The organism is Bacteroides sp. AM37-9, assembly GCF_003603455.1.
GTDB classification, from domain to species: Bacteria; Bacteroidota; Bacteroidia; order Bacteroidales; family Bacteroidaceae; genus Bacteroides; species Bacteroides xylanisolvens.
In genome coordinates, this window is the sequence record NZ_QTNF01000034.1 from 50103 (window position 1) to 71358 (window position 21256).

The window sequence follows — 21256 nt, forward strand, 5'->3', positions numbered from 1 at the left end:
TTTGCATCAGTAAACAACAAGTGTCCGCCTATGAAGGAAAGTAATACACAAAAAGAGTTGAGCAGAGTCCCCAGGACTCTCAGCGAGTCTTCCAACACGAAAGTATTGGAAGTTCTATTTGATGCAGGCGGCACTGTCATGTCTGACATTATCATTTACGTGGCATCTTCACAAATGAAAGATCTGTTCGGCGACTGCTGGTTCTCCATCAACGATTTTTGTGAGGTCATGGGGTATGAACGAACCAAGTTGCAACGAAAACTGACCGAGAAGCAGCTTGATTTCCTGTTCAGCAACCAACGTCCGGTATATATCACCGAACAGAACGGCCAAAAGATAGAGCATCCGATAGAGAACACCTTTGAAGCGGCGTTATACCGTTTAGGGACATCCAACCTCAGTGTAGCATACGCCATGAACGGCAAGACGCAATATAAGTTCATTCAAATACTGGACCGCTTTGAGATAAAGGATAACTTCGGCACGAAAAAGCGCACCAAGCGGAATTACAACGTGCATCTGAGCAAAGATCTGATGAATACTTTGCTTACCGAATACAATCTGCTGGAACTGAAAGACTACCGTAACCTGCCCAACCGCAAAGGCTACCGCAAGTTTTATCTGAACCTGGCGAAAATGATTTACCTGATCAAGTATAAGATTGACCAAGGACAAGCACCTTATTTCACCGTTACGGTTGACCAACTTGCCAAGGAATTTGATGTAACGGTAAAGGACAACCATGACCGGAAGAAGAAGGTGACCAGCATCTTAAACGGTATCAACAAAAAGCTGGAGAGAACCAAATTCCAATACCAGTACATCAAAGGAAAAGGGGAGAAGTGGCCCTACACCGTACAGTTTTTCTTTGACCAGGAAACATTGGAATATTTCGACGAAAAGATAAAGGCGATACTGACCTCGCAATATCACGATGCGCTTAAATCATGCTTCTTGTTAAACAAGAAAGGCATTCCCGTGAGCAGACATTATCAATATAAGGATTTCTTTAAATTGGGAACCGGCGAATATTATCATGAATTTACCGCATGGCTTTATTCTGAAGAGGACAAGGAGATTAAGGAGAACATCTACCGGGATATCTATATAAAGGTAGTAGGCATTCGTCCAGAAGACCTTGCCGTCAACTTAAATCCCTAAAAGTTGGAACAAAAACCATAAAATAGTATCTTTGCAGCGGATTGTCAGAAAATTGGCAGCCCGCTTTTTACATACGTCCGTCTGTCTAACAAAAGAGTGGCATCTATCGTTAAGGAATTAACAACAACAGGCGCATGCCTGTACCAGTATGAAACTGGTACGGGGCGTGCCTTTGTTGTTGGAACGCCACGTCCATGTTAGAGGGTACGTTTCCGTACCCTTATATAAACATAAAACAAATTCAATGGTTCAAACAATTGCCACCCTGATAGATGAGACGCTCATGGTAATGGGCGCCCATCTTCACGTGCGGATGACAGACGAAGAAAAGGCGTATCTTGATGCTCATTTCGAGCTTATCCATATCAAAAAGGGAGAACACCTCGTCACCAGGGGCGAGGAAGTATGCTACCTCTATTATCTGGAATCCGGCATCGTCCGGTTATGGTTTCCGGACAAAGAGAATAGAGAGATTTCAGCACGGTTTATCCAAGCCAAAGAGTTCATCAATTTTTTCCTTTCACATGAAGAACACCATGCCCACTACAATATCAAGGCATTGGAGCCATGCAAGATCTGGAGATTGCCCAAAAAAGATCTTCATCAGCTATATGAGTTATCCATCAATTTCAACAAGCTGGCCAGAATACATTTGGTAAGATCCATCAACCGCAAAATAATAAGGGAAGAGGAGTTTTACACACTGGATGCCGAAGCGCGTTACAAAGCGCTTTTGGCCAATGAAAAATGGCTGTTACGTTCAATACCCTTAAAAGACATAGCAAGTTATATCGGCATCACGCCACAAGCATTGAGCAACATCCGAAAGCGCATATAAACCAAACCCTATAAGCCGGGCAGGACAGTTTTACACAACTAATCCTATCCGGCTTTTTTCTGTAGAATTATTCCACACCTGCCGGTTTACGGCACATGTATTTTTTAATGCACATTAAATAAACACGAAAGGCCCTTTAAAAGCCCTTCATAAAATTTGTCCTCCCGTATATAATCTATATGTTTGGAGCGAAAACAACGCGATAAGCACCTTGATTCGGTTCTGCCGACAGGAATCCGCGTAAATTGGAAACACCGTATGAGACAAATAGAAAAATATATAACATTAATAACCTAAAGAGTAATTCCCATGGAACACATCAGACTGACTGCTATCAGCCTTAGCCTGCTGTTATGCACCGTAAGCGCTTTTGCGCAACGCCATTATGAGAACATCCCGGCACTTGAATTGAACTACGGCACTAACCTGTTCGGCAATGCAGGCAACTATTACAACCTGTCCTTTTCCAGATACATCAACCGGACAAGCTATTGGAAAGCCGGGTTTAGCTATTTTGAGAAACCTTACGAATATACAGCCAACCTACCGCAAGTCTCTACCTTGAACCCGGAAGAAACGATTCCCGAAACGATACATGACAAGGGTAAGGACTTTTTTGTGGACGGCGGTTATTACAGAACCCTGGCCTGCAACCTGAAATCCGTTTACTGGGGCATCGGCCTGGGAGGATTCATCGGTACAGAATACGTCCGCCACCCCGATAAGGAATACAACTTCATCATCGGCCCGAAACTGGAAACGGAACTGGAAGTATTCATCCTGCCCCGAACGGCATTGCTTGCCCGCATACAACAACATTGGAATCCCCTATCCATTGACAAGTGGAACACTGTCTGGAACGTAGGAATAAAGATACTGCTCTACTAACCGACAAATCATATCACCATGCTTATTATCATATTGTTAGCCGATACAAATGTATCCGGCCTGATCTCCTTATACCGTGAAATAGGCGCCATGCTGATAGGGGTAGGCTTTCTATGTGCCGGACTAGCGGTACTTAAAAAGCTGATAAGCAACCACGAGCGCACCAAAGAGGCCATCATCACCTATATCACGGCATTGGTCACTTGGCTCATTATCTGGCAACTCTTATGAACGTAGTGGATTTGATACTGGTTGCCATACTCGCCTGTGTCACGCTTCACTTTTACTTTCGGAAAAAGAAGAAAGCACTTTCTTCCGGAAAGGAGAAAGAGAAGCCGATAAGGGAGGCGGTGCGCAAGGAAGGGCAGGAGAGAGCCTGTCCGGTCATCTGCGTGGTATTTCAGCCTGAGCTGGAAGAAGAGGAATTGGCTGCCGAGATAGCCGATATGTACCTGCATGGAAGAGCCTACTACTACTCAGGCAAACCACTGCCGGAACAGCCGAAAGAAGAGCCCATATCCATCAAGTATAAGGATGTGCAATGGGAGAGACTGAAAACGATTCATGTTTAATTAAAAAATAGGAACAAAATGAAAGCAATCGAAAATGTAAGAGAAAAAGCGAACCAAGTCATTAACCGCTATGGAAAGGTTATCTTCACCTTTCTCATATTCTTCACGCTGTTGGGAACGGCACAAGTGGCGGAGGCACAAAGCGGCCTGAAGATTAACAGCCTATCCGAAGTGACAGACAAAGCCAAAGAGGGTGCGGACACCATTCTGGACGTAGCCAAATACATTTTGGCGGCGGTACTCGGCATCGCTCTGGTCTTTGTCATCTATTCGCTTGCCACGAACAATCCCCATGCCAAGGAATACCTGCTCGGCTGGATCATCGCCGTGGTAGTCATCATGGTAGCCTTCCTGATTATCTAAAAACGAAGAGCCATGAGAACCATGCGTAAAATCAACAAGCCGATCAAGTTCTTCGGTCTGTCATCGGGACAGTTCGCCATCTTCATGCTGCTGACGGCCATCATCATCATCGTGAGCATATTCAAGCAGCTGCACCCGATACTCATCATCGGAATCATTTCCGCCATTCTGTTTCTATCCGGTCTGCTGTTCCAAACCTTGAAAAAGGAACACAAGGCCGGTAACCCGGACTACCTGACCGGCCTCCGGATCAAGAACGCCACCCCCCGGCAGATAACGGACAAACGGCAGATTTTCAAATTCATCCTAAAACAGCAACCATGATAGGAATCATCATACTCATATCCCTGCTAATCTGTGCGCTGTGCCTGCTGATTGCTCTGCTGTATATCCGGCAGACAGAGATAGAGGTGAAGGACAAATCCGTGGATCTGGAAAGTGTCTTGCCTATCCAGACCATCACGGAGAACGCCGTCATCAACGGGAACGGTGACATCACCGTCGGCTACCGGCTGCTTCTGCCCGAAGTGTTCACCTTGTCGGAAAGCGAGGCGCAATACATCCATGAGCGGTTGGAGGCTCTTTTGAAGCTGCTTCCGGCAGGCACGGTCATCCATCAGCAGAATTTCTACTATACGGGGCGATACCATCATGCAGAATACTCTTCCAATGCCCTGATAGCGGAGAACAACCGTCATTTCAACGGCAAGGAGATACTGAACAGTTACACCAACCTGTATGTGACGTTCACGAACGGCAGCCGAAACGGTAAGATACGCAAAAGCGCATCGGGCACCTCGCTGATGCGAAAGCTGCACTACCCGTTCAAGCAACCTTATAAGGAATATCAGCAACGGCTGACAGAAATGGAAGCCTTTCTGATGAACTTTGAGAACGGTTTGTCGTCCATCCAGCAGTTTGAGATACGCAAGATGGATGATACGGAACTGAACAACGCCATCTACGACTACGTCAACCTCTCTTACGAGACACCGGAAAACGATGCCACGCAGAAGAGCGTCAACCCTATGGCTGTCAGTGAAAGCGGAAGCATGAAAATAGGGCAGCAGCACGTTTCCATCCTTTCGCTGACCAACGAAGGCGAGCATCTTCAGGAACTGGCCGTGCCGCACACCGGCAAGTCGAAGGCATACGGGGGAAACATAGAGATACCGGACAGCATACGGAGCAAATGCTCGATGCTGTACCCCGTAGGACTTGGCCTGCCGTTCAACCACATCGTAAACATCGTGATAGAGATAACCGATCCAGATGCCACCGTAACGGCCATCGGTGCGGAGAAAGACGCGCTGAACTACATCACCAACTTCTACCCTCCGGCGGCAGAGAAGCAACGCGAGCAGGCAGCCTTCTGCGATGAGATTACCCAGTTCGACTACCAGACCGCCTATACCGCCTTCAATGTCGTGCTGAACGATACAGACCGCACCTCGCTCATGCGGAAAACCGCACTGGTACAGCAAGGCTTCAGCTTTATGAACCAAAGTTCGTGCTATGTGGAGAACGCCGAGCTGTGCAACCTGTTCTTCTGCAACATACCCGGCAATGCCAGGGCCAATTACCGGGGCTTCGTCAACACGACCAAGCAGGCCATCTGCTATCTGCAAAAAGAGGGGATGTACCTTTCGGACGAGAAAGGGCATATCTACCATGACCGTTTCGGTACTCCCGCCAAGATAAACCTCTGGGATTATCCGGCGCTGAACAACAAGAACCGCATCGTTATCGGCCCGTCCGGTTCCGGTAAATCTTTCTGGCTGAACAATTACATCCTGCAAAGCTATGAGCTGGGCCGGGATGTGATGATCATTGACATCGGCGGCTCTTACCGCTCGATGATAGCCTTGAACCGGGGCAAATACTTCGACTCTACCGAGCAGAAGAAATTTGCGTTCAACCCCTTCTTGTGTGACCGTGACAAGAACGGCAAATACCTGTACATCGACACCACGGATGCCGAGTCTGCCGATGACCAGATAAAGACCATCGTCGCCATTATCAGCTACATTTGGAAGGTACGTGAACCCATGCTGCCTGCCGAAAACGCCATTCTCAGGAAATCCGTCATCGGATTTTACGACTATGTGAACAATTCTTCAATAGGAGAGAAGCATGAGCGTATCTTCCCGACGCTGATAACTTACCGGGCTTATCTGAAGGAAGTGTTCAGCAAACGGATGACCGAGTTTGAGAAACAGAAATTCGAGATAGAGGAGCTGTTGCTTTTACTGGAACCCTATACGGACGGAGAGCTGTCATTCCTGCTGAACGCTACCGAGAACGTGGATATCGTGCATGACCGGCTGATAGCCTTCGATATGGAAGATGCCTCTAAGAAAGAGTACTTTCCACTCGTTGCCATCATCACCCTGCAAATGATCGTGGATAAAATCAAGAAACGCCAGGGGTTTGCCAAAGAGCTAATCATCGACGAAGCACTCGACTTCCTGCAAGACGAGAAATTCGGAGACTTCATCGCCTACCTGTACCGAACCTTCCGTAAAAAGGAGGGAAGCATCACGCTGGCCGCACAGAACATCCTGTTTTTGAAAAACATGCCGTCCAGTATCAAGGACTCCATCATCATCAACTGCGCGACCAAGATTATCCTCGACCATTCAGAACACCGGCAGAACCTGCCGGAAGTGAAAGCCGTGCTTTCCATCACGGACGAAGAGGCCTATATGATCGAGTCGTTGCAGCGCACGGAACGCTGGAGAGAGTTTTTCATCAAGATGTCGAACGATGCCTTCATCTTCCGCAACGAGGTGTCCGACTTCGCCGCCGTAGCCTTCGATTCGCGCCAGGCGACAGTAGTACGACTGAAGCAGTTGTTCAACGAAAGCGGCTCGACCTATACGGCCATCAACCGCTATCTGGAGGAAAGGAGGAAAAAGTATGGATGACGCCACCCAAGGGCTGACCGCCCTTCTAGGCTGGTCAACCGACTTCAACGGCAGCGCATACAATCTTGCCGGAAGCATTGCCGCCGCACTTTTGGGCGTTGCGCTCATTTTCGTGGTATGGGCACTCGCCACGAAAAAGGAAAATGCCAAGAGCTATCTGACAGCCTGGCTGGTATGTGTCATATTCACCCTATTATTCATCACCAACAAATAACCGTCATGAAAAGAATCATTCTCATACTCGGACTTGCCGCCTCGATAGGGCTGATGGGAACCGGCAGTGTTCATGCCCAGTTCGTCGTGCATGATCCCGGCCACACCCTGCTGAACTCAACGGAATGGATCGCCAATGTCAAGAAATGGGTTACACAAATCAATGAAATGATCGATGCCCAGGAACTGCGGCTCGGCCTGCAAAAGATCGACCAGTTGAAGGAACTCAAATCATTGAAAGAGCTTGCCGACCTGCTGGACGACGTAGCCTGCCTGAGCAGCGACTACAGCTTTTACCTGAACGTAGGATCGAATTACCACTGCCTGAAATTTCTCAACTTTCAGCGTGTGACCGTCAATCTGAGCCTGAGTACCGACCTGCTGTTCAAGGTGGCCACCGTGACCAGTTACTTCTCGATGAACTCGGAAGGGCGCATGTCCTTTATCGAGCAGGTGAAGGAATCGGTGGAAAAAGCCGCCGAAGAGATGCGTGAGTTTAACGAATCCGTGCGTTCCACGGTCATTTACAAATCCATGAAGGGGCATAACCGGAAGACCTATTACCAGGGACGGTTGGCCGCTTTCACACGACACACCAATTAAAGCGTTATGAATCAAGATAATTTTCTCTGGGGACTTCAGATCACGGACGGTCTGACGATGGAACTCGTTTCGCAAATGACAGTCATCGCCTTCGGTGTTGGTGTCATCTGCTTTATCTGCAACCTAGCATACAACTATCTCTATCACGGAGCCAGCCAGCTGTTAAGCCCGAATGAGGACAAATTTCCCGACATGATGGAAATCGCCCGTTGCCTGGTACTGTTCTTCTGCCTAAGCATATACACCCCCATCGCCCAAACCATCGTAGGCACGATGGAAGTAATCAACGAAGCCACCTCGCTGACCTCCGAGCGTGCGCAGGAATTTGCCCAGTTCATGGCACAATCAGCCATCGAACAAGGAGAGATGATTGCCGAATACGACAAACACAGCCTCCAGTCGGAGGTAGCAGCCGGAGAAGACAGCACCGGCGCCATGCAGCACGAACTGGATAAAAAGATGGAAGAGGACGAAATGACCGGTGTACGCTCCAGCGTGGAGAAGATTGTGCAGCTGCTCAACCCCGCCAACCTCGCCACCCTTGTGCTTCATGGCATTTCCGCCCTATTGGTAGGAATCATACAAGTAGTCATCTTGGGTATCGGCGTGGTCATTGTCAAGCTACTGGTCATTCTCGGCCCGTTTGTCTTTGCCGTAAGCATGTTGCCGGTCTTTCAGAAACAGTTGAGTATCTGGTTCGGTACGCTCTGCTCCGCCTGTATGGTATTCACCGTCATCAATATTCTGAACCAAATCATATGGCAGACCTTCAAGGCCATCTATACGGAAAGTGCCGACATGGTGGACGCAGCTACGCAGCAGATACAATATTTAGGAATGGATCTCGCCCTGATTGGTGCTTATTGCAGCTGTTTCTGGCTATCCTCCAAAATCGTAGGACACAGCGATGCCGGGAAAATCATTTCGAAAACCGTGTCAATCGTCACCACGGCGGCCACCATCGCCCTGATGGGAGGCGCAGCGGCAGGCGGCAAGCTGACCAACGTAGGCGGTGCCGCCTCTATCGGGGCAAGTTTCATAAACGACAACAATAAAAAATAGAACTATGAATCTGATGAAATTCAAAGGAGCAGATGATGCGGTCAAGCTGACTATCCGGCTTTCAGCCGGGTACTGCATCATTCTGACTATCGCTTTTGCCAGCAGTATCATCTTCCTTATCAACAAAATAGAAAAAGCATACGGCCAGGCTCTCGTCATCGACAGGCAGGGAGAAGTCTATGAGGCAAGCAGCCTGTCTGCCAGCGATATGCGGCAATACGAATACATGAACCATGTAAAGACCTTCGTAACCCACTGGTATGCCTTTGACGAGAGCAGCTACGAGAAGAACATTTCGCTTGCGCTCAACCTCATAGGCAACAAGGGGAAGGAGCTGTTGAACGAGTACAACGATGTGAATATGCTGAACTCACTCATACAAAAGAATATCCGTTACGGGGTACGCATCAAGGATGTAGAGATTAACACACAAACGATACCCGTTTCCGGAAAGATAATCTTCACGCAGACCGGGTACCGGGCACGGGGAAGCATCTCACGTAATATCGAAGCGGAGTTCACCATCTATGATATGCTGTCCCGCAGCGAGGAAAATGCGCACGGAGCCAAGATAGAAGATTGGATTGTCCGCTATTCCGAACCCGTGGAAAGCAACGGCACCAACACATCGCAGGCAGCTTCTCCGGGCAAGAATGAAAACCAGTCAGAAACCTCTAAACCAACCGACCATGGAACCGAATAAACTTATCAAAGACAAGAACAAGCTGTTGATGGCCATCCCGGTAATCCTGGGCATCCTCTTCCTTTATGTATTCTTCATCCGTGAGGACGGGAACGTGCCGTCAGGGAGTGACAGACAGGCCGCCTCGCAAGCCTTTTTGGAACCACAGTCGGAAATGGCCGACAAGGTGAACGACAAGATGGAAGCCTATAAGCAGGACAAACTGGAAGAGCAGGAGAAGGCACGCATCCTGAAAGAGTCTCAGGTCAAAGGATCTGATTTTTACTTCGAGCTGCAAAACCAGCAGGAGCGGTATGACCGTGCCACACTGGAGCGCATCCGCCGTATGCAGAACGATCCGTACAGCGAAGTCATGGCAGAATACGGAGGTGGCCGGAACGGACGCTTCTCTCATCAGCTGGAAAGCCAACTGGACGGACTGGAGGACGAGCAGGCGCTCAACGAGATTATCCGGGAAGCCAAGAAGAACTCACGCATCCGCAAGGAACTGGAAGAATCCGACAAATACCGCAAGCGCATGTATGAACGGATTGTCAATTATGACCAAGAGGGAAAAACGGAGAAAGCCGCTGCCAACCCTTCCGGCCATCCATCCGCCGACAGCCTGATGCAAAAAGGCCCGATCTACCATGCCGAAAACGGCAAGCGGGTACGCCGCCAACCGACCTCCGCACCGGGAAACAGCAACCTCTTCAGGGCTTGCATCCACGGCGACCAGACCGTAGTCACGGGCAGTACGGTACGGATGCGGTTGCTTCAGGACGTAACCCTATCCGGCATGAAGATACCGGCCAACACGCTGTTTTACGGTATCGCCACTTTGGGAGCCAACCGCCTCGATGTGGTAGTCAGCAACCTGAAGGTAGGAGACAACCTCAATCCCGTATCGGTGGTTGTCTTCGACAATGATGCCATGGAAGGTTTGAACCTGCCCAATAACCTGAAAGCCAGTGCAGCCAAGCGTATGGAACAAGGTCTTGTACAGAACATTGACATGCCGCTCTCTTCCATCGGCACGATGGCCAGCGAAGTGACCAGCGTAGTCAACGCCACCACCCAGGTAGCCAAGCAAATCTTGAACATGAGCCTCTCACAAGTGAAGGTACATCTCAAGTCCAACTACGAAATGTATATCCAAGAAGAGAGTCAGGAATCGAAGTTGCGTAGGCAAGCCGTGCAAGCGGAGTTACAGAAGCTCTATGAGCAAATGGAACAAGAGAAAACGAACAAGAAAAATCATCCCCTTCAAACATTGATAGACAAATTATGATAGACATTCTCAATTACCTGCTTGCGCTGTCAGCGGTCTTTTTCGGCTATCGGATCTACGTATCACGCCGGAACGGACGAGCCTTTAAAGAAATCCGTCCGCTGACCGTTTCTTTCGGCATTACCCTGCTTCTTCTATGGGGCATTACCGTATTCACCGCCTTTTTTTCAAGAACCGTTTAACATATCGACAACATGAAGAAATATATTTATCTACTGTTTTACTGCTTTGTGTGCAGTCTGCCGCTCTTCGCTCAGGAAAACGGCACTCCCCGGAAACAAGCCATCAGCCAAAAAGACATCTTTATCTCTTTCGACTGTGTGAAACACCTGGTATTTCCTGTGCAAGTATCTGATATCGCCATCGGCGAACAGGAGCTTGTCATGGCCAGCCGGGTAGAAGAGGCGCCCCATATCGTCAGGCTCTCGGCGCAAGCGGAAGGATTCACCGAAGAGACCAACCTGACCGTAGTCTGCATCGACGGAAGCGTTTACACCTATCACATCCGCTACCTTCCCGAAGGCGGCACGGATTCGTACCCGAACATTTACGAGGACAACGGGAAATGGCAGCACCATGACTATCAGGCAGAAGTCAGCGACCTCCATCTGGCCGAGTTCTTCTTTCCGGAGGACATCGCTTACGGAACGCCCGGCAACGAGGTGTCCTTCACTCTGGCCGCCTACAACAACCAGTTGAAAGTATCAACCGCCAAAGATGCCGTGGCATATTCCAACCTGTTTGTGGTGGATAAGGCCATGAACACTTACCACATCACCATCAAACGGGGCAATACCTCCGTATTCACCTACAATTTTGATGACCAGCGCAAATATACCGCCCATGTGGATGTGAACAGCGAGGAAATGGAAAGATGCATCCAAGAGCTGCGCACCAAGAAGCGCAACATCTACAGCCTGGGGGTCATCGAGAACAAGTTTGAGTTGTCAATGGCCAATCTGTATGTGCATGAGGACTTCATGTTTTTCATCTTTGACCTGAAAAACAAATCATACATCGACTACGACATCGAGTTTGTCAAATGTTTCCAGCGTGACCAAAAGAAGAGCAAGAACGCCATCCAGCAAGAAACGACCATCGAACCTATCTATCAGAAAGATTTTGATACGAAAATCAAGGGCAAGAGCCGGAACCGGCTGATACTTGGTTTCGACAAATTCACGATACCCGATGATAAGGTATTCGAGATCGAGATTTACGAGCGAAACGGCGGGCGGCACATCAAGCTGGCCGTGTTGAACGAATACATCCTTTCCGCAGAACCCTTATACAAGCCACAGCCATGAAACTGAGAGAAGCATTAGACACCTATATGTTCGACAACGTGGGACAGTTCGGCGGCATCGCCGAATCACTGGGCTATCAGACCGAATACCGGGACGGATATTTCCGGTTCCGCAAAGACGGGGAAGAGCTGAGCATGAGCGTAAGCGAAATCAGGGAAAAAGCCGGAGCAAAGTACGATGAAAGCCTTCGTGACCAATCAAAAGAACGTGTATCCGCCCTTTTTGACAAGGAACGTGCCAATGATCCTAAATATGTCGCCGAGCTGGAGAAGGATGGCATCAGCATCAAGCGGTGGGAGAACCTGAAGGGACATGACAAGGACGGCTTTACCGTCATCGACCATCGCCTGAAGGTATGCTACACCGGACAGTCGCTCTATGAATACGCCTACAAGCAAGGGAACATCCTCGACGGGAAAGGCACCAAGCTGGAAAAGGGTGTCATGTCTGATTTGATGGAGATACACGGCAAACCGGGGAAGCTCCGTTTCAACGATGACGGAATCTCCGTATTCTACCGCAAAGAGGCGTTGGTTATCCCGGACAAGGTGCTGGGAAAGAAGTTGGGCAAGAAAGAGAAAGAACAGCTGCTTGCCGGTGACATCGTACCCATCACCGTAAATAAGAAGGACATCCTGCTGCAAGTTGACCGGGATCTGAACTCCGTCATCCTGCGCACCAACCAGGAAATCAAGATTCCCGACATCATCGGGCAGACCAGCGAATATGGCGGCTACAAGTTAACCAAAGCCGACAAATACCTGCTCGCCAACGGCCATGCACTGGAGAACAAGCTGCTGCACAGTCCGGAAGGCTACTTCATTGCCGACATCCAACTGACGGATGACAGGAAAGGAGTCATGATACAGAACATACAGAGTATCACTCCCGGCAAGGCACAAGAGCTGATCAAGGCCATGACCCCCAAACTGGAAGCCCATGCGGCCAACATAGAAGCTGCAAAAGAGCAAAAACACGAAGAGGGGCGCAATATGGAAGCCGAGTTTAAGGAAGCGGTGGGCAAACATGACTTTGAAAAAATCGGGAAGCTCAAAGAGGAAGGATATAAACCCAGTGAAGAGTTTATCAAAGGAATCGGTAAGGAACACGGTCTGGATGAAAGGCAAACCCATGAAGTCATCCAGCTGTTCGGCACCAAGCCGGAAGAACAGGGCGAACATGAAAGGCAGGCCACACGTCTGTTGGATGCCGCACAGACCGACAACTTTCATGTCATCCAAGAGATACAGAAAGAAGGGTACCGGCTCACTCAAGAAGACCTTACCCGGATGCGTGAAACGGGTGTGCAAGCCAACACACTGATAGCCGTACAAAAGATTTTCGGGATGGAAGGCAGCACAAAGACACTGGGAGATGTCAAACTGGCCAGCACACCCAAACCCGACAACAGCAAGGAAATGGCCCGTCCGATAGCCAGCACCATCAACCGGGCTTTCAATGACTTATAACCTAAAAAATCAGGAATTATGGATTACGATGAATTAGTACAGAAAAACATTGCAGGAGAAATCAGTGACTTAGAGTTTCTACTTGCACAGGAAGAGCTTGCACAAGCCTATCAAGAAGAGATGGCTGCCAAGCAGCAAGAGACAAACAACCAAACGGCCAGAGAATGGCTGCTTGATTACGAGAACAGAAATCTATACCAATAAATCATGGATACAGCAAGTGATAAAGCATTACAGCGTTTCGCCGAACTGATGATCGAAAAGATAAAGCAGGTGGAAGACAACTGGCAAAAGCCTTGGTTCGGGATAAAGGGTGGGGGACTTCCGCAAAATATCGAGGGAAGAACCTACAACGGAGTAAATTCTTTCATGTTGTTTCTACTTTCGGAAAAAGAGCAGTACAGCCTGCCGGTCTATATGACCTTCATGCAAGCCAAAGACAACGGCCTTAACATACTGAAAGGAGAAAAGTCATTCCCAGTCATTTACTGGAATTTCTCAGTAAGAGACAAGAACGGAAAGAAAATACCTTTCGACGTATATAAGAACCTGGATAAAAACGAGCAGCAGGAATATAAGGTCACGCCGTTTCTGAAGACATACAATGTGTTCAACGTACAGCAGACCAATCTTCAGGAAACGAAACCGGAGAAATGGGAAGCATTGAAGGAGCAATTCAAGATACCGGCCATCAAGGACGAGCAAGGGATGCTCACCGTGCCTCTGATTGATGCGATGGTACGGGAACAGCAATGGATCTGCCCCATTTATTCCAAGGAAGGAAATAGTGCTTACCATGCAAGGGGAGAAGATAACCATATCGTCGTACCCCTGAAGGGGCAGTTTAAGGACGGAGAGAATTTCTACTCCACACTACTGCATGAGATAGCGCACTCGACTGGAGAACCTGAGCATCTGAACCGGGAAAAAGGCGTGATTTTCGGAGACAAGCAATATGCCAAAGAGGAACTGGTTGCCGAACTCACCTCCGCTACCGTCGGGCAAAGCCTGGGAATATCCACCCATATCCGGGAAGAAAATGCCATGTATCTAAAAAACTGGCTGGGAGCCTTGAAAGAAGATCCCAAATTCATCTACAACATCCTTGCCGATGTAGGAAAAGCCAGCAATATGATTCAGGAACATACCGCACGGATGGAACAGTACCTCACACCGGAGGAACGGTTCACGCAGGCCGTCCTGCAAGACAACCGTCCGGTATTGGAGCAGATGAAAAACGAAGGTTTTACCCCTTCATCACGGTTATTGGAAAGTGTTGCGGCAAACCATCCTACAGCCGACAACCTTGAAACGCTACACAGCACTTTCGGCATTTCGCTGCCTTCCATGGAAGCGGAGCCAGCCATGAAAAATATGAATGAGCCACAGCTCGGATTATAAACTTTTAAAAACCATCATTATGTTTACAGGACAAATTATCGGTTATGTCGGTGCGGATGCCCGGCAGAACAAGAACGGAAAAGGATTCAACTTCCATGTATCCACCAAGTACAAGAACGTGAACAACGAGGAACAGACCCTATGGGTATGCTGTTTCGTGAATTACGAGAGTAAAGTCTTTGAGTATCTGAAAAAAGGGACACAGGTATATGTCTGCGGCGATGTGTATGCCGATGTATTCCAGAAGGATGACGGTAGCCACATCCCATCCGTCAGCCTGACCGTCTCACGCATTGAGTTACTGGGAAAGGCAGAGAAAAAAGAGAGCGGTGACGGAACGGCATCCGGACAACCCCAATAACAGCAACGGCCATGGAAAGAGAGAAGAAAGACCTGTCATTCATCCTGATCCTGCTATCCACGCTCATCGGGACAGCCGTACTGTTTCAGTGGGCTATCGTTACGGGATTATACGCTCCACTACGTAATCCGGCCATGTGGGAAAGGCTGATGGAGAAGGATATCCTATTCCGGTTTCTCTACGTTATCCTGATCGGAGGCCTCGCTTTTCTCTTTCCGGTTGGCAAAGTGAAAGACGAAAACAAGAAATGGGTTTACACCAGTATGACACTGGTTACGGCATCCATGCTGGTTGTCGGATTCAGCCGGTTATCAGCGTGGTATAACCTATTTGTATTTCCCATTCTATTCGTAGCGTACACGCTGCTTGTCATCAAGACTCTGCCTTATTTCATCCGGCGTCATGCCCAATCCGATGATAGCATTTTCGGGTTAAGCCGGGAAGAATCGGCTTTCTACTTCCGCTTTGAAACCGCCTCCGGGCCGCTGGTCATCCATAAGCCGCAGCAGAATGTCTATATCGACGGCGGTCCGGGAAGCGGTAAATCAGAGAGCTGGATCAAGGGAATCATCTACCAGTGCGCCGAGCGCAACTATGCCGGATTCGTGTACGATTGGGAGGGTGATCCCACCAAGGACAAGTCACCCATCCTCTCACGTATCGCATACGGAAGCATCGAACATTTCCGGAACAAGGGGATGGAAACACCCCGTTTCGCCTATATCAACTTTGTGGATATGTCACGCACGGTCAGGGTGAACGTACTTTCTCCGCAATACATGTCAAAGGGAAACGAATCGCTATTCATCCGCAATATCATCATGACACTGATGAAGAATCTGGAAGCAAGCTGGAAGGAAAAGACCGACTTTTGGGCCAACAATGCCATCAACTACGTCTATTCAATCGCCTATAAATGTTTCAAGGAAAGGAAGCTTGGTATCTGTACGCTGCCCCATGTGATAGCCCTTGCCCTTTCTGACAGCAACCTAGTATTCCACTGGCTGTCGGAAGATCCTGAAATCGCATTGAACATGTCCTCCATGCTGACCGCCTGGAAACTGGGTGCACAACAGCAGACAGCCGGAGCCGTATCATCCGCACAGACTCCGTTGGTACTCCTGAACAACAAATACATCTTCTGGGTGTTGTCGCCACTTCCCGAAGAAGAGTTCTCTTTGGATATAACCAACAAGGAACACCCAACGCTGTTATGCGTAGGCAATGCGCCCACCATCAAGGAAGCCGTTTCCCCTGCTATTTCCTGCATCGGCAGCGTCTTGATGTCACAGATGAACAATCCCGGCAAAGCGACCAGCATATTCATGGTAGATGAATTTCCGACCATCCTGTTGCAAGGCATTGACACTTTCATCGGAACCGCCCGGAAGCACAATGTCGCTACCATTCTCGCCGTTCAGGACTTCAACCAAGCGGTCAGGGACTATGGAGAGAAAAGTGCCAACATCCTGAAAGCCTCCTGCGGAACGCAGGCTTACGGTATGACCGGAAATGAGAAGACCGCCAAAGACATCGAGAACTTGCTTGGGGAGAAGAAAGAAGCGCAAGAATCTTATTCACACCAAGCCGGTGGCAATAACAGTGTCACGGAGAGCCTGCAAAAAGAAAAAGTCTTAAAGGCAAGGGACATTGCCGGACAAGCAGCCGGACACTTCATTGGCAAGATTGCCGGAGGCAAGCCGCCATTCTTCAGCGTGCAGATGGATATGTGCCGTTTTGAAGAGAAGGAGATACCCCGTTTCTCCTTACCGGTCAAACTGGGCAACGGCAAAGAAGAGATGGAACTGGAAATCCTGGAAGAGATTATCCAGCAGAACTACATCAAAATCATTGAAGATGTCAACGCCATCCTCAAAAAGATAGAGGACAAATTAAAAGAAAAGTCAGCAGTTCCGCCAACCGGGACACACAAGACAGAACAAAAAATCATCCGATAACATTCAACAAAAGAATCCTACCATGAGAAAAATTCATTCATTATTAGCGGCAGCCTGCTTATTGGCCGCTTCATGCAACAAAGAGGAAATCCAATCGGAAACAGACAAAGCCGGCATGTATCACATCACCGTAGCCGTAACCGGTTCCTCACCCAAAGGCAGTGTGCATATATATAATCTTGACGGCGTGAGATTCAGGAACGAACGCACCGGTACCTCCGCAGCTTCCGTAGATGAGAGTTTCACCGATAAAGCGGAATACAGCACGGAAAAGCCTGTCAGCCAAATTACCGTGCAAGGCATTCTCTATTCAAAAGAGAGTGCTATCATCACCATGCAGATAAAAAAAGACGGGGAAAGCGTATTCAACCAGAGCAAACAGTTGGAGGCCGTTCCCGGTATAGACACTACTGTTGATTTGGTTTACAGTACCTTGAAATAAAAATGCAGACGAATCAAAAAACATATACTTTCTCTTCCATATTTAGATGATATTTCTTATCTTTATGAAAGATAATCTTTCTCATTTATAATCTAAGCTCAGATAAAATGAGATTCAACTAATCCAGTCAACGTTATGAAAGTCGATTTCAATCAGATAAAAACAACCATTTCTCTGCCCGATTTCCTGCTGGAACTAGGATGGAAAATCGTGGAAGGCTCTTCCAACTCCTGTCCCAAAATGAGCAACGGAACGCATACCATCGTCATCAAGCGGAACTCGCAGAACCAATACACCTATTGGGACGTGCATAGTGACAGCGTGCGTGGCCGCAGTATCATGGATCTGATGCAGGAACATCTATTTGAAACAACCGGAAAAATGCCGTCCTTGCGCGAGGTGGGGGAGATCCTTCAGAACTACATCAACACCAACCGCATCACGACACCCGAAAAAAGCCGGTATGAAGTAGGTAACACAAGCATGAGAGCGGACGAACTTCAATTCTACTTGAGCCAGCTACAACCCTACAAGGGCAATTATCTCCAGAAAAGAGGTATCCTGAAAGAAAGCATTGAAAGCCGGTTCTTCAAAGACACTTTCTTTATCCGTGAGGTAAAGAACAAAGGGAGTGTTTACCGCAACGTGTGCATCAAGATGTACAATGAAAACGGTGTGCAAGCCATTTCTCAACGAAATGAAACATTCAAAGGGATTATCGGTGGCAAGTTCGACTGTCTGGCGACCAGCAACCATGACAAAAGCCGCCCGATAGACATTCTCTACATTGGGGAGTCATTTATAGACTGTATCTCCCACTATCAATTACGCCATTCCGGAAACGACCTCAATCTTGTATATGTATCTACGGAAGGGACATTCACGGAAGGACAAATGAGGCTATTACGCCTGATTCTTGACAAGAACCAGGTAAAGGAGCTCCGGAGCATCTTTGACAACGACAAACAAGGGCACAAGTACACTCTATGGCTGCATCGTTACTTTCATGGCGATACGACTGATGTCGAGAGCCTGAGTAACGATGAACTCCGCAACAAGGTACGGAAACTGAAGAACGTCGAACTTTCGGAAAACAAGGATTGGAACGATGATCTGAAAATCTCGTGTGGCATCTGTTCCTCCACGGAGGACGGCCAGTAACCTCATAGATTTGCTCCATCACATAATACGACAACCTATAAAATCAGATCAATATGAATATCAAGCATTTATTTTTTTGTATGCTGCTCATTGCCTTTTCCTCATGCAGCAAACCCGGCTATGAGAAGGCCATTGCGGAATGGGTTCAGACAGATTCTCACGGCACCTGGACGGATTTAAAGTTCGAACTACTGGAAGTGTTGGAAACAGAAGACGTCACCGTATCGGACAGCCTGTGCTACCTGAACAACAAAAGCGCACAATTATCCGCTGTCATACAGAAAGCGGAAAGTCCCCGTGCCTTATTCAAACCGTCCTTTTCCGCCTATATGGAAGCCGAAAAAAGCCTGAAAGCAACGGATGCCATGAAAGCCATGTACCTGCACCGTGACAGTACGGAAGTTATCGGCAAGATATTAAAATGCAGGTATGCCATCGTCCAGCCACACTCAGGGGTGCAGCAGAAAAAGACGGCTTCTTTCCTATTGTCCCCCGACATGGAAAAATGTATCGGCAAACTAAAGCCGACAAGCAAATAATCCGAGCGTAACGATGTGTAGCGACAACGTTTTTTGGGGTTCTTTTTTGGGCGTCTTCCAAAAAAGAACTCCCACACATTTAGATGTGTGGGCTATTCATTACACTACCATCCTTTCCCTTATCAACGGTATATTATCCCGTACCAAATTCAGAATCCGGTCATGATAGGCTGATAATTGGTTAGACTTTCCACGACACTGGCACACCTCCATCCTGCTAAGTGAAAACTCCACCGTTTCCATGCGCCTTCCATCCACCGTTGCCGACATTATCAACGAATCTTCTCTCTTATAATAGGCGTTGCTGAATACACAATGATGCAGCAACTTTCCCTCTTTGTAAAAGTCCGAAAGGCTTTCCAATACCCGAACCATAATATTTCCATCCGCAAACGAAAGATTAAAGAAACGTGATTTGGCAGCAATATAGTCTTTTTCATCCTTTTCAGAATATTTTTTCTTACATTTCCCCATCACCCAATCATGCGCTTCTTCTACATTCAACGGACACAAATAATGAGGATTTCTCGCATCCAATTTATTTTCTATCAGCATATCCACATAGTCCAGCCACAAGTCCGCATCATGTATCACATAGTCATGTCTTAAACAGATTTTTACATACGTCCAATACTTATCTATACCGTATTTTCTCTCTAAAAATCTCAAGAACAAATTCATTTGCCCTGCCTTATATAATATCTCCATCCGATTATCAGTTAATAATGTCATAAAGAAGGAACTCGGACAAATATCATAAAAGGCACCCTTAAATCCATTCCTCGTAAGTTCGGGTATCACTTTCATTCTCGGATAGATAACTGCCGGGCAAATATCATAAATACGGTCATGATGCACATTCCGCTTACGCAATTCCAAAGAACTTCCATATATCCATGCATCGTAATAAAATATAGACATGCCCCGCAGCAAAGACAGCGTTTCTGTCTTGCCCTCTTTATTCATCCAACACTGTACCGCCTCAATTATAAAGTAATTAGCCGGAGACCCTTTTTTCAGCCGGCAGTCCACCATAAAAAAACGGATAACTTGATATTGCTTGTATGTAGTAATCACACAAAAATATTCTTTATATACAGCCGTCCTTTTCCTGCTATTCTCCAATTTCAGGTTCATACCGCAATGAGGACATTTACAGTTTTTCTTATCTTCCTTATCCCGCCATGTATGCCCACAATCCAAACAAAAGCAATTCCCCTTTGCATCACGCTTGAAATAATGCACAAAGCAATGTTTATAGGCATAACGCTTTTGAGCCTCTGAAACGGGAGCTAACTTCCTGCTCCCATTCACGATTTCCATTTGTAATTTTGTCTTGGGTTTCATATCAAAAAAGAGTTAACTGGGTTTGTACTTCGGTGTTGTTCTCACGTTTAGCTTGTTGACGCTTCTTCAACTTTGCCAATTCTTCCTCCTGCAATTTTTTGATAGCAGCCTCACGAGCCGCTTTCTTTTCTTCCTCTGACAATTCAACATGATGATTTACGACTACATTACATTTCAATGGGCTACCCACCTCAATATTATCTTCCTGATAATAGTGCAACGCCATACCAAAAATTTCATCATCACTAAAACCACAGCAACCGCTTTTCTTCACTTGGTTTAAAATATAGGTAATGCAATTATCTATATTCTTTGTAGGTTTTTGATAGACTGGAGCAAACAGACTATCCACCGCTGCCATATTATCAAGGTATGCCTTGATGGTACTTTTAAATTGTTCTGACACTTTCATAGTATATCATTTTTAGATTTCATTTCACAATAAGCCAATTTCACGAGAAACAAGGAGAATAGGCAAATAAGAGCCAACAACGTAACCGACACAACCTTTATCGGACTTGGCGTTATTACCGCTCCGACAAACATAGCCACTGCACAAAGAGCGATGATGACCGAAAAAACAAATTGAATGATTTGCATATACTTCTGCTACTTAGTTTGTTAAACTTCTAATTTTATGCTTCAGCTAGATTTAAAGACCTTTTTTTAAA

The 21256-nt window shown here is 47.4% G+C and carries 25 protein-coding genes; 23 read left to right on the plus strand and 2 right to left on the minus strand.

Features of this window, described 5'->3' with window-relative positions:
• The first annotated feature begins 30 nt into the window (after nucleotides 1-30).
• The 23 genes from DW862_RS20240 to DW862_RS20350 all read left to right on the plus strand — a co-directional run bounded on the left by DW862_RS20240 (nucleotide 31) and on the right by DW862_RS20350 (nucleotide 19238).
• Complete coding sequence (locus tag DW862_RS20240) at nucleotides 31-1161, plus strand: hypothetical protein (RefSeq protein ID WP_005868874.1); 1131 nt, start codon at nucleotides 31-33, stop codon at nucleotides 1159-1161.
• A gap of 244 nt (nucleotides 1162-1405) precedes the next feature.
• Nucleotides 1406-1999 (plus strand): Crp/Fnr family transcriptional regulator, encoded by a 594-nt coding sequence (locus DW862_RS20245; RefSeq protein WP_005868875.1) that lies wholly within the window; start codon nucleotides 1406-1408, stop codon nucleotides 1997-1999.
• Nucleotides 2000-2308: 309 nt separating this feature from the next.
• Nucleotides 2309-2887 carry a conjugal transfer protein TraO gene (locus DW862_RS20250; protein WP_005868877.1) on the plus strand — a complete coding sequence of 193 codons (579 nt, stop codon included), beginning with the start codon at nucleotides 2309-2311 and terminating at the stop codon, nucleotides 2885-2887.
• A gap of 18 nt (nucleotides 2888-2905) precedes the next feature.
• Nucleotides 2906-3118, plus strand: coding sequence for a hypothetical protein (locus DW862_RS20255; RefSeq protein WP_005868879.1), 213 nt, complete (start codon nucleotides 2906-2908; stop codon nucleotides 3116-3118).
• Nucleotides 3115-3459, plus strand: coding sequence for a hypothetical protein (locus DW862_RS20260; protein WP_005868881.1), 345 nt, complete (start codon nucleotides 3115-3117; stop codon nucleotides 3457-3459). The genes DW862_RS20255 and DW862_RS20260 overlap by 4 nt, the downstream gene beginning before the upstream one ends.
• An 18-nt stretch (nucleotides 3460-3477) precedes the next feature.
• Entirely contained in the window at nucleotides 3478-3822 is a 345-nt protein-coding gene (locus DW862_RS20265) for a hypothetical protein (RefSeq protein ID WP_005868883.1), read from the plus strand.
• A gap of 12 nt (nucleotides 3823-3834) precedes the next feature.
• Nucleotides 3835-4146: a hypothetical protein gene (locus DW862_RS20270; RefSeq protein ID WP_005868885.1), complete on the plus strand. Its 312-nt coding sequence runs from the start codon at nucleotides 3835-3837 to the stop codon at nucleotides 4144-4146.
• Nucleotides 4143-6749: a TraG family conjugative transposon ATPase gene (locus DW862_RS20275; protein ID WP_005868887.1), complete on the plus strand. Its 2607-nt coding sequence runs from the start codon at nucleotides 4143-4145 to the stop codon at nucleotides 6747-6749. The genes DW862_RS20270 and DW862_RS20275 overlap by 4 nt, the downstream gene beginning before the upstream one ends.
• Entirely contained in the window at nucleotides 6742-6963 is a 222-nt protein-coding gene (locus DW862_RS20280) for a hypothetical protein (RefSeq protein WP_005868888.1), read from the plus strand. The genes DW862_RS20275 and DW862_RS20280 overlap by 8 nt, the downstream gene beginning before the upstream one ends.
• A gap of 5 nt (nucleotides 6964-6968) precedes the next feature.
• On the plus strand, nucleotides 6969-7565 hold the full coding sequence (locus DW862_RS20285; protein WP_005868889.1) for a hypothetical protein: 597 nt from the start codon (nucleotides 6969-6971) through the stop codon (nucleotides 7563-7565).
• 6 nt (nucleotides 7566-7571) lie between these two features.
• Entirely contained in the window at nucleotides 7572-8627 is a 1056-nt protein-coding gene (locus tag DW862_RS20290) for a hypothetical protein (RefSeq protein WP_005868890.1), read from the plus strand.
• 4 nt (nucleotides 8628-8631) lie between these two features.
• Nucleotides 8632-9330 carry a hypothetical protein gene (locus DW862_RS20295; protein ID WP_005868891.1) on the plus strand — a complete coding sequence of 233 codons (699 nt, stop codon included), beginning with the start codon at nucleotides 8632-8634 and terminating at the stop codon, nucleotides 9328-9330.
• Nucleotides 9317-10600 (plus strand): conjugative transposon protein TraM, encoded by a 1284-nt coding sequence (gene traM, locus DW862_RS20300; protein WP_005868892.1) that lies wholly within the window; start codon nucleotides 9317-9319, stop codon nucleotides 10598-10600. Before DW862_RS20295 ends, traM begins: the two co-directional genes overlap by 14 nt.
• On the plus strand, nucleotides 10597-10782 hold the full coding sequence (locus tag DW862_RS20305) for a hypothetical protein (RefSeq protein ID WP_007564699.1): 186 nt from the start codon (nucleotides 10597-10599) through the stop codon (nucleotides 10780-10782). Before traM ends, DW862_RS20305 begins: the two co-directional genes overlap by 4 nt.
• Before the next feature lie 12 nt (nucleotides 10783-10794).
• Entirely contained in the window at nucleotides 10795-11907 is a 1113-nt protein-coding gene (locus tag DW862_RS20310; protein ID WP_005868893.1) for a DUF4138 domain-containing protein, read from the plus strand.
• On the plus strand, nucleotides 11904-13376 hold the full coding sequence (locus DW862_RS20315; protein WP_049703626.1) for a DUF3945 domain-containing protein: 1473 nt from the start codon (nucleotides 11904-11906) through the stop codon (nucleotides 13374-13376). Before DW862_RS20310 ends, DW862_RS20315 begins: the two co-directional genes overlap by 4 nt.
• Nucleotides 13377-13394: 18 nt before the next feature.
• Nucleotides 13395-13580, plus strand: a complete 186-nt coding sequence (locus DW862_RS20320) for a hypothetical protein (protein ID WP_005868897.1) — start codon at nucleotides 13395-13397, stop codon at nucleotides 13578-13580.
• 3 nt (nucleotides 13581-13583) lie between these two features.
• Complete coding sequence (locus DW862_RS20325) at nucleotides 13584-14777, plus strand: ArdC family protein (RefSeq protein ID WP_049703625.1); 1194 nt, start codon at nucleotides 13584-13586, stop codon at nucleotides 14775-14777.
• Complete coding sequence (locus tag DW862_RS20330) at nucleotides 14755-15138, plus strand: single-stranded DNA-binding protein (RefSeq protein ID WP_007564694.1); 384 nt, start codon at nucleotides 14755-14757, stop codon at nucleotides 15136-15138. Before DW862_RS20325 ends, DW862_RS20330 begins: the two co-directional genes overlap by 23 nt.
• A gap of 11 nt (nucleotides 15139-15149) precedes the next feature.
• Nucleotides 15150-17096 carry a type IV secretory system conjugative DNA transfer family protein gene (locus DW862_RS20335; RefSeq protein ID WP_005868904.1) on the plus strand — a complete coding sequence of 649 codons (1947 nt, stop codon included), beginning with the start codon at nucleotides 15150-15152 and terminating at the stop codon, nucleotides 17094-17096.
• Between the two features lie 22 nt (nucleotides 17097-17118).
• The gene (locus DW862_RS20340; RefSeq protein ID WP_005868906.1) at nucleotides 17119-17538 is read left to right on the plus strand and encodes a hypothetical protein; all 420 of its coding nucleotides are present in this window, start codon (nucleotides 17119-17121) and stop codon (nucleotides 17536-17538) included.
• Nucleotides 17539-17673: 135 nt separating this feature from the next.
• Nucleotides 17674-18699: a toprim domain-containing protein gene (locus tag DW862_RS20345; protein WP_005868908.1), complete on the plus strand. Its 1026-nt coding sequence runs from the start codon at nucleotides 17674-17676 to the stop codon at nucleotides 18697-18699.
• Between the two features lie 53 nt (nucleotides 18700-18752).
• Entirely contained in the window at nucleotides 18753-19238 is a 486-nt protein-coding gene (locus DW862_RS20350) for a hypothetical protein (protein WP_005868909.1), read from the plus strand.
• Nucleotides 19239-19337: 99 nt separating this feature from the next.
• On the opposite strand, the gene DW862_RS20355 is transcribed toward DW862_RS20350, so the two are convergent.
• Together DW862_RS20355 and DW862_RS20360 are read right to left on the minus strand one after the other, a co-directional pair.
• Complete coding sequence (locus tag DW862_RS20355) at nucleotides 19338-20585, minus strand: PcfJ domain-containing protein (RefSeq protein WP_005868910.1); 1248 nt, start codon at nucleotides 20583-20585, stop codon at nucleotides 19338-19340.
• 1 nt (nucleotide 20586) lies between these two features.
• Complete coding sequence (locus DW862_RS20360) at nucleotides 20587-20997, minus strand: PcfK-like family protein (protein ID WP_005868911.1); 411 nt, start codon at nucleotides 20995-20997, stop codon at nucleotides 20587-20589.
• Between the last annotated feature and the right edge of the window lie 259 nt (nucleotides 20998-21256).

Excerpts from the sequence above, each read along its gene's own strand:
- DW862_RS20240 (WP_005868874.1), top strand. The coding sequence starts at position 31 with ATGAAGGAAAGTAATACACAAAAAGAGTTGAGCAGAGTCCCCAGGACT.
- DW862_RS20245 (WP_005868875.1), top strand. The coding sequence starts at position 1,406 with ATGGTTCAAACAATTGCCACCCTGATAGATGAGACGCTCATGGTAATG.
- DW862_RS20250 (WP_005868877.1), top strand. The coding sequence starts at position 2,309 with ATGGAACACATCAGACTGACTGCTATCAGCCTTAGCCTGCTGTTATGC.
- DW862_RS20255 (WP_005868879.1), top strand. The coding sequence starts at position 2,906 with ATGCTTATTATCATATTGTTAGCCGATACAAATGTATCCGGCCTGATC.
- DW862_RS20260 (WP_005868881.1), top strand. The coding sequence starts at position 3,115 with ATGAACGTAGTGGATTTGATACTGGTTGCCATACTCGCCTGTGTCACG.
- DW862_RS20265 (WP_005868883.1), top strand. The coding sequence starts at position 3,478 with ATGAAAGCAATCGAAAATGTAAGAGAAAAAGCGAACCAAGTCATTAAC.
- DW862_RS20270 (WP_005868885.1), top strand. The coding sequence starts at position 3,835 with ATGAGAACCATGCGTAAAATCAACAAGCCGATCAAGTTCTTCGGTCTG.
- DW862_RS20275 (WP_005868887.1), top strand. The coding sequence starts at position 4,143 with ATGATAGGAATCATCATACTCATATCCCTGCTAATCTGTGCGCTGTGC.
- DW862_RS20280 (WP_005868888.1), top strand. The coding sequence starts at position 6,742 with ATGGATGACGCCACCCAAGGGCTGACCGCCCTTCTAGGCTGGTCAACC.
- DW862_RS20285 (WP_005868889.1), top strand. The coding sequence starts at position 6,969 with ATGAAAAGAATCATTCTCATACTCGGACTTGCCGCCTCGATAGGGCTG.
- DW862_RS20290 (WP_005868890.1), top strand. The coding sequence starts at position 7,572 with ATGAATCAAGATAATTTTCTCTGGGGACTTCAGATCACGGACGGTCTG.
- DW862_RS20295 (WP_005868891.1), top strand. The coding sequence starts at position 8,632 with ATGAATCTGATGAAATTCAAAGGAGCAGATGATGCGGTCAAGCTGACT.
- traM (WP_005868892.1), top strand. The coding sequence starts at position 9,317 with ATGGAACCGAATAAACTTATCAAAGACAAGAACAAGCTGTTGATGGCC.
- DW862_RS20305 (WP_007564699.1), top strand. The coding sequence starts at position 10,597 with ATGATAGACATTCTCAATTACCTGCTTGCGCTGTCAGCGGTCTTTTTC.
- DW862_RS20310 (WP_005868893.1), top strand. The coding sequence starts at position 10,795 with ATGAAGAAATATATTTATCTACTGTTTTACTGCTTTGTGTGCAGTCTG.
- DW862_RS20315 (WP_049703626.1), top strand. The coding sequence starts at position 11,904 with ATGAAACTGAGAGAAGCATTAGACACCTATATGTTCGACAACGTGGGA.
- DW862_RS20320 (WP_005868897.1), top strand. The coding sequence starts at position 13,395 with ATGGATTACGATGAATTAGTACAGAAAAACATTGCAGGAGAAATCAGT.
- DW862_RS20325 (WP_049703625.1), top strand. The coding sequence starts at position 13,584 with ATGGATACAGCAAGTGATAAAGCATTACAGCGTTTCGCCGAACTGATG.
- DW862_RS20330 (WP_007564694.1), top strand. The coding sequence starts at position 14,755 with ATGAGCCACAGCTCGGATTATAAACTTTTAAAAACCATCATTATGTTT.
- DW862_RS20335 (WP_005868904.1), top strand. The coding sequence starts at position 15,150 with ATGGAAAGAGAGAAGAAAGACCTGTCATTCATCCTGATCCTGCTATCC.
- DW862_RS20340 (WP_005868906.1), top strand. The coding sequence starts at position 17,119 with ATGAGAAAAATTCATTCATTATTAGCGGCAGCCTGCTTATTGGCCGCT.
- DW862_RS20345 (WP_005868908.1), top strand. The coding sequence starts at position 17,674 with ATGAAAGTCGATTTCAATCAGATAAAAACAACCATTTCTCTGCCCGAT.
- DW862_RS20350 (WP_005868909.1), top strand. The coding sequence starts at position 18,753 with ATGAATATCAAGCATTTATTTTTTTGTATGCTGCTCATTGCCTTTTCC.
- DW862_RS20355 (WP_005868910.1), bottom strand. The coding sequence starts at position 20,585 with ATGAAACCCAAGACAAAATTACAAATGGAAATCGTGAATGGGAGCAGG.
- DW862_RS20360 (WP_005868911.1), bottom strand. The coding sequence starts at position 20,997 with ATGAAAGTGTCAGAACAATTTAAAAGTACCATCAAGGCATACCTTGAT.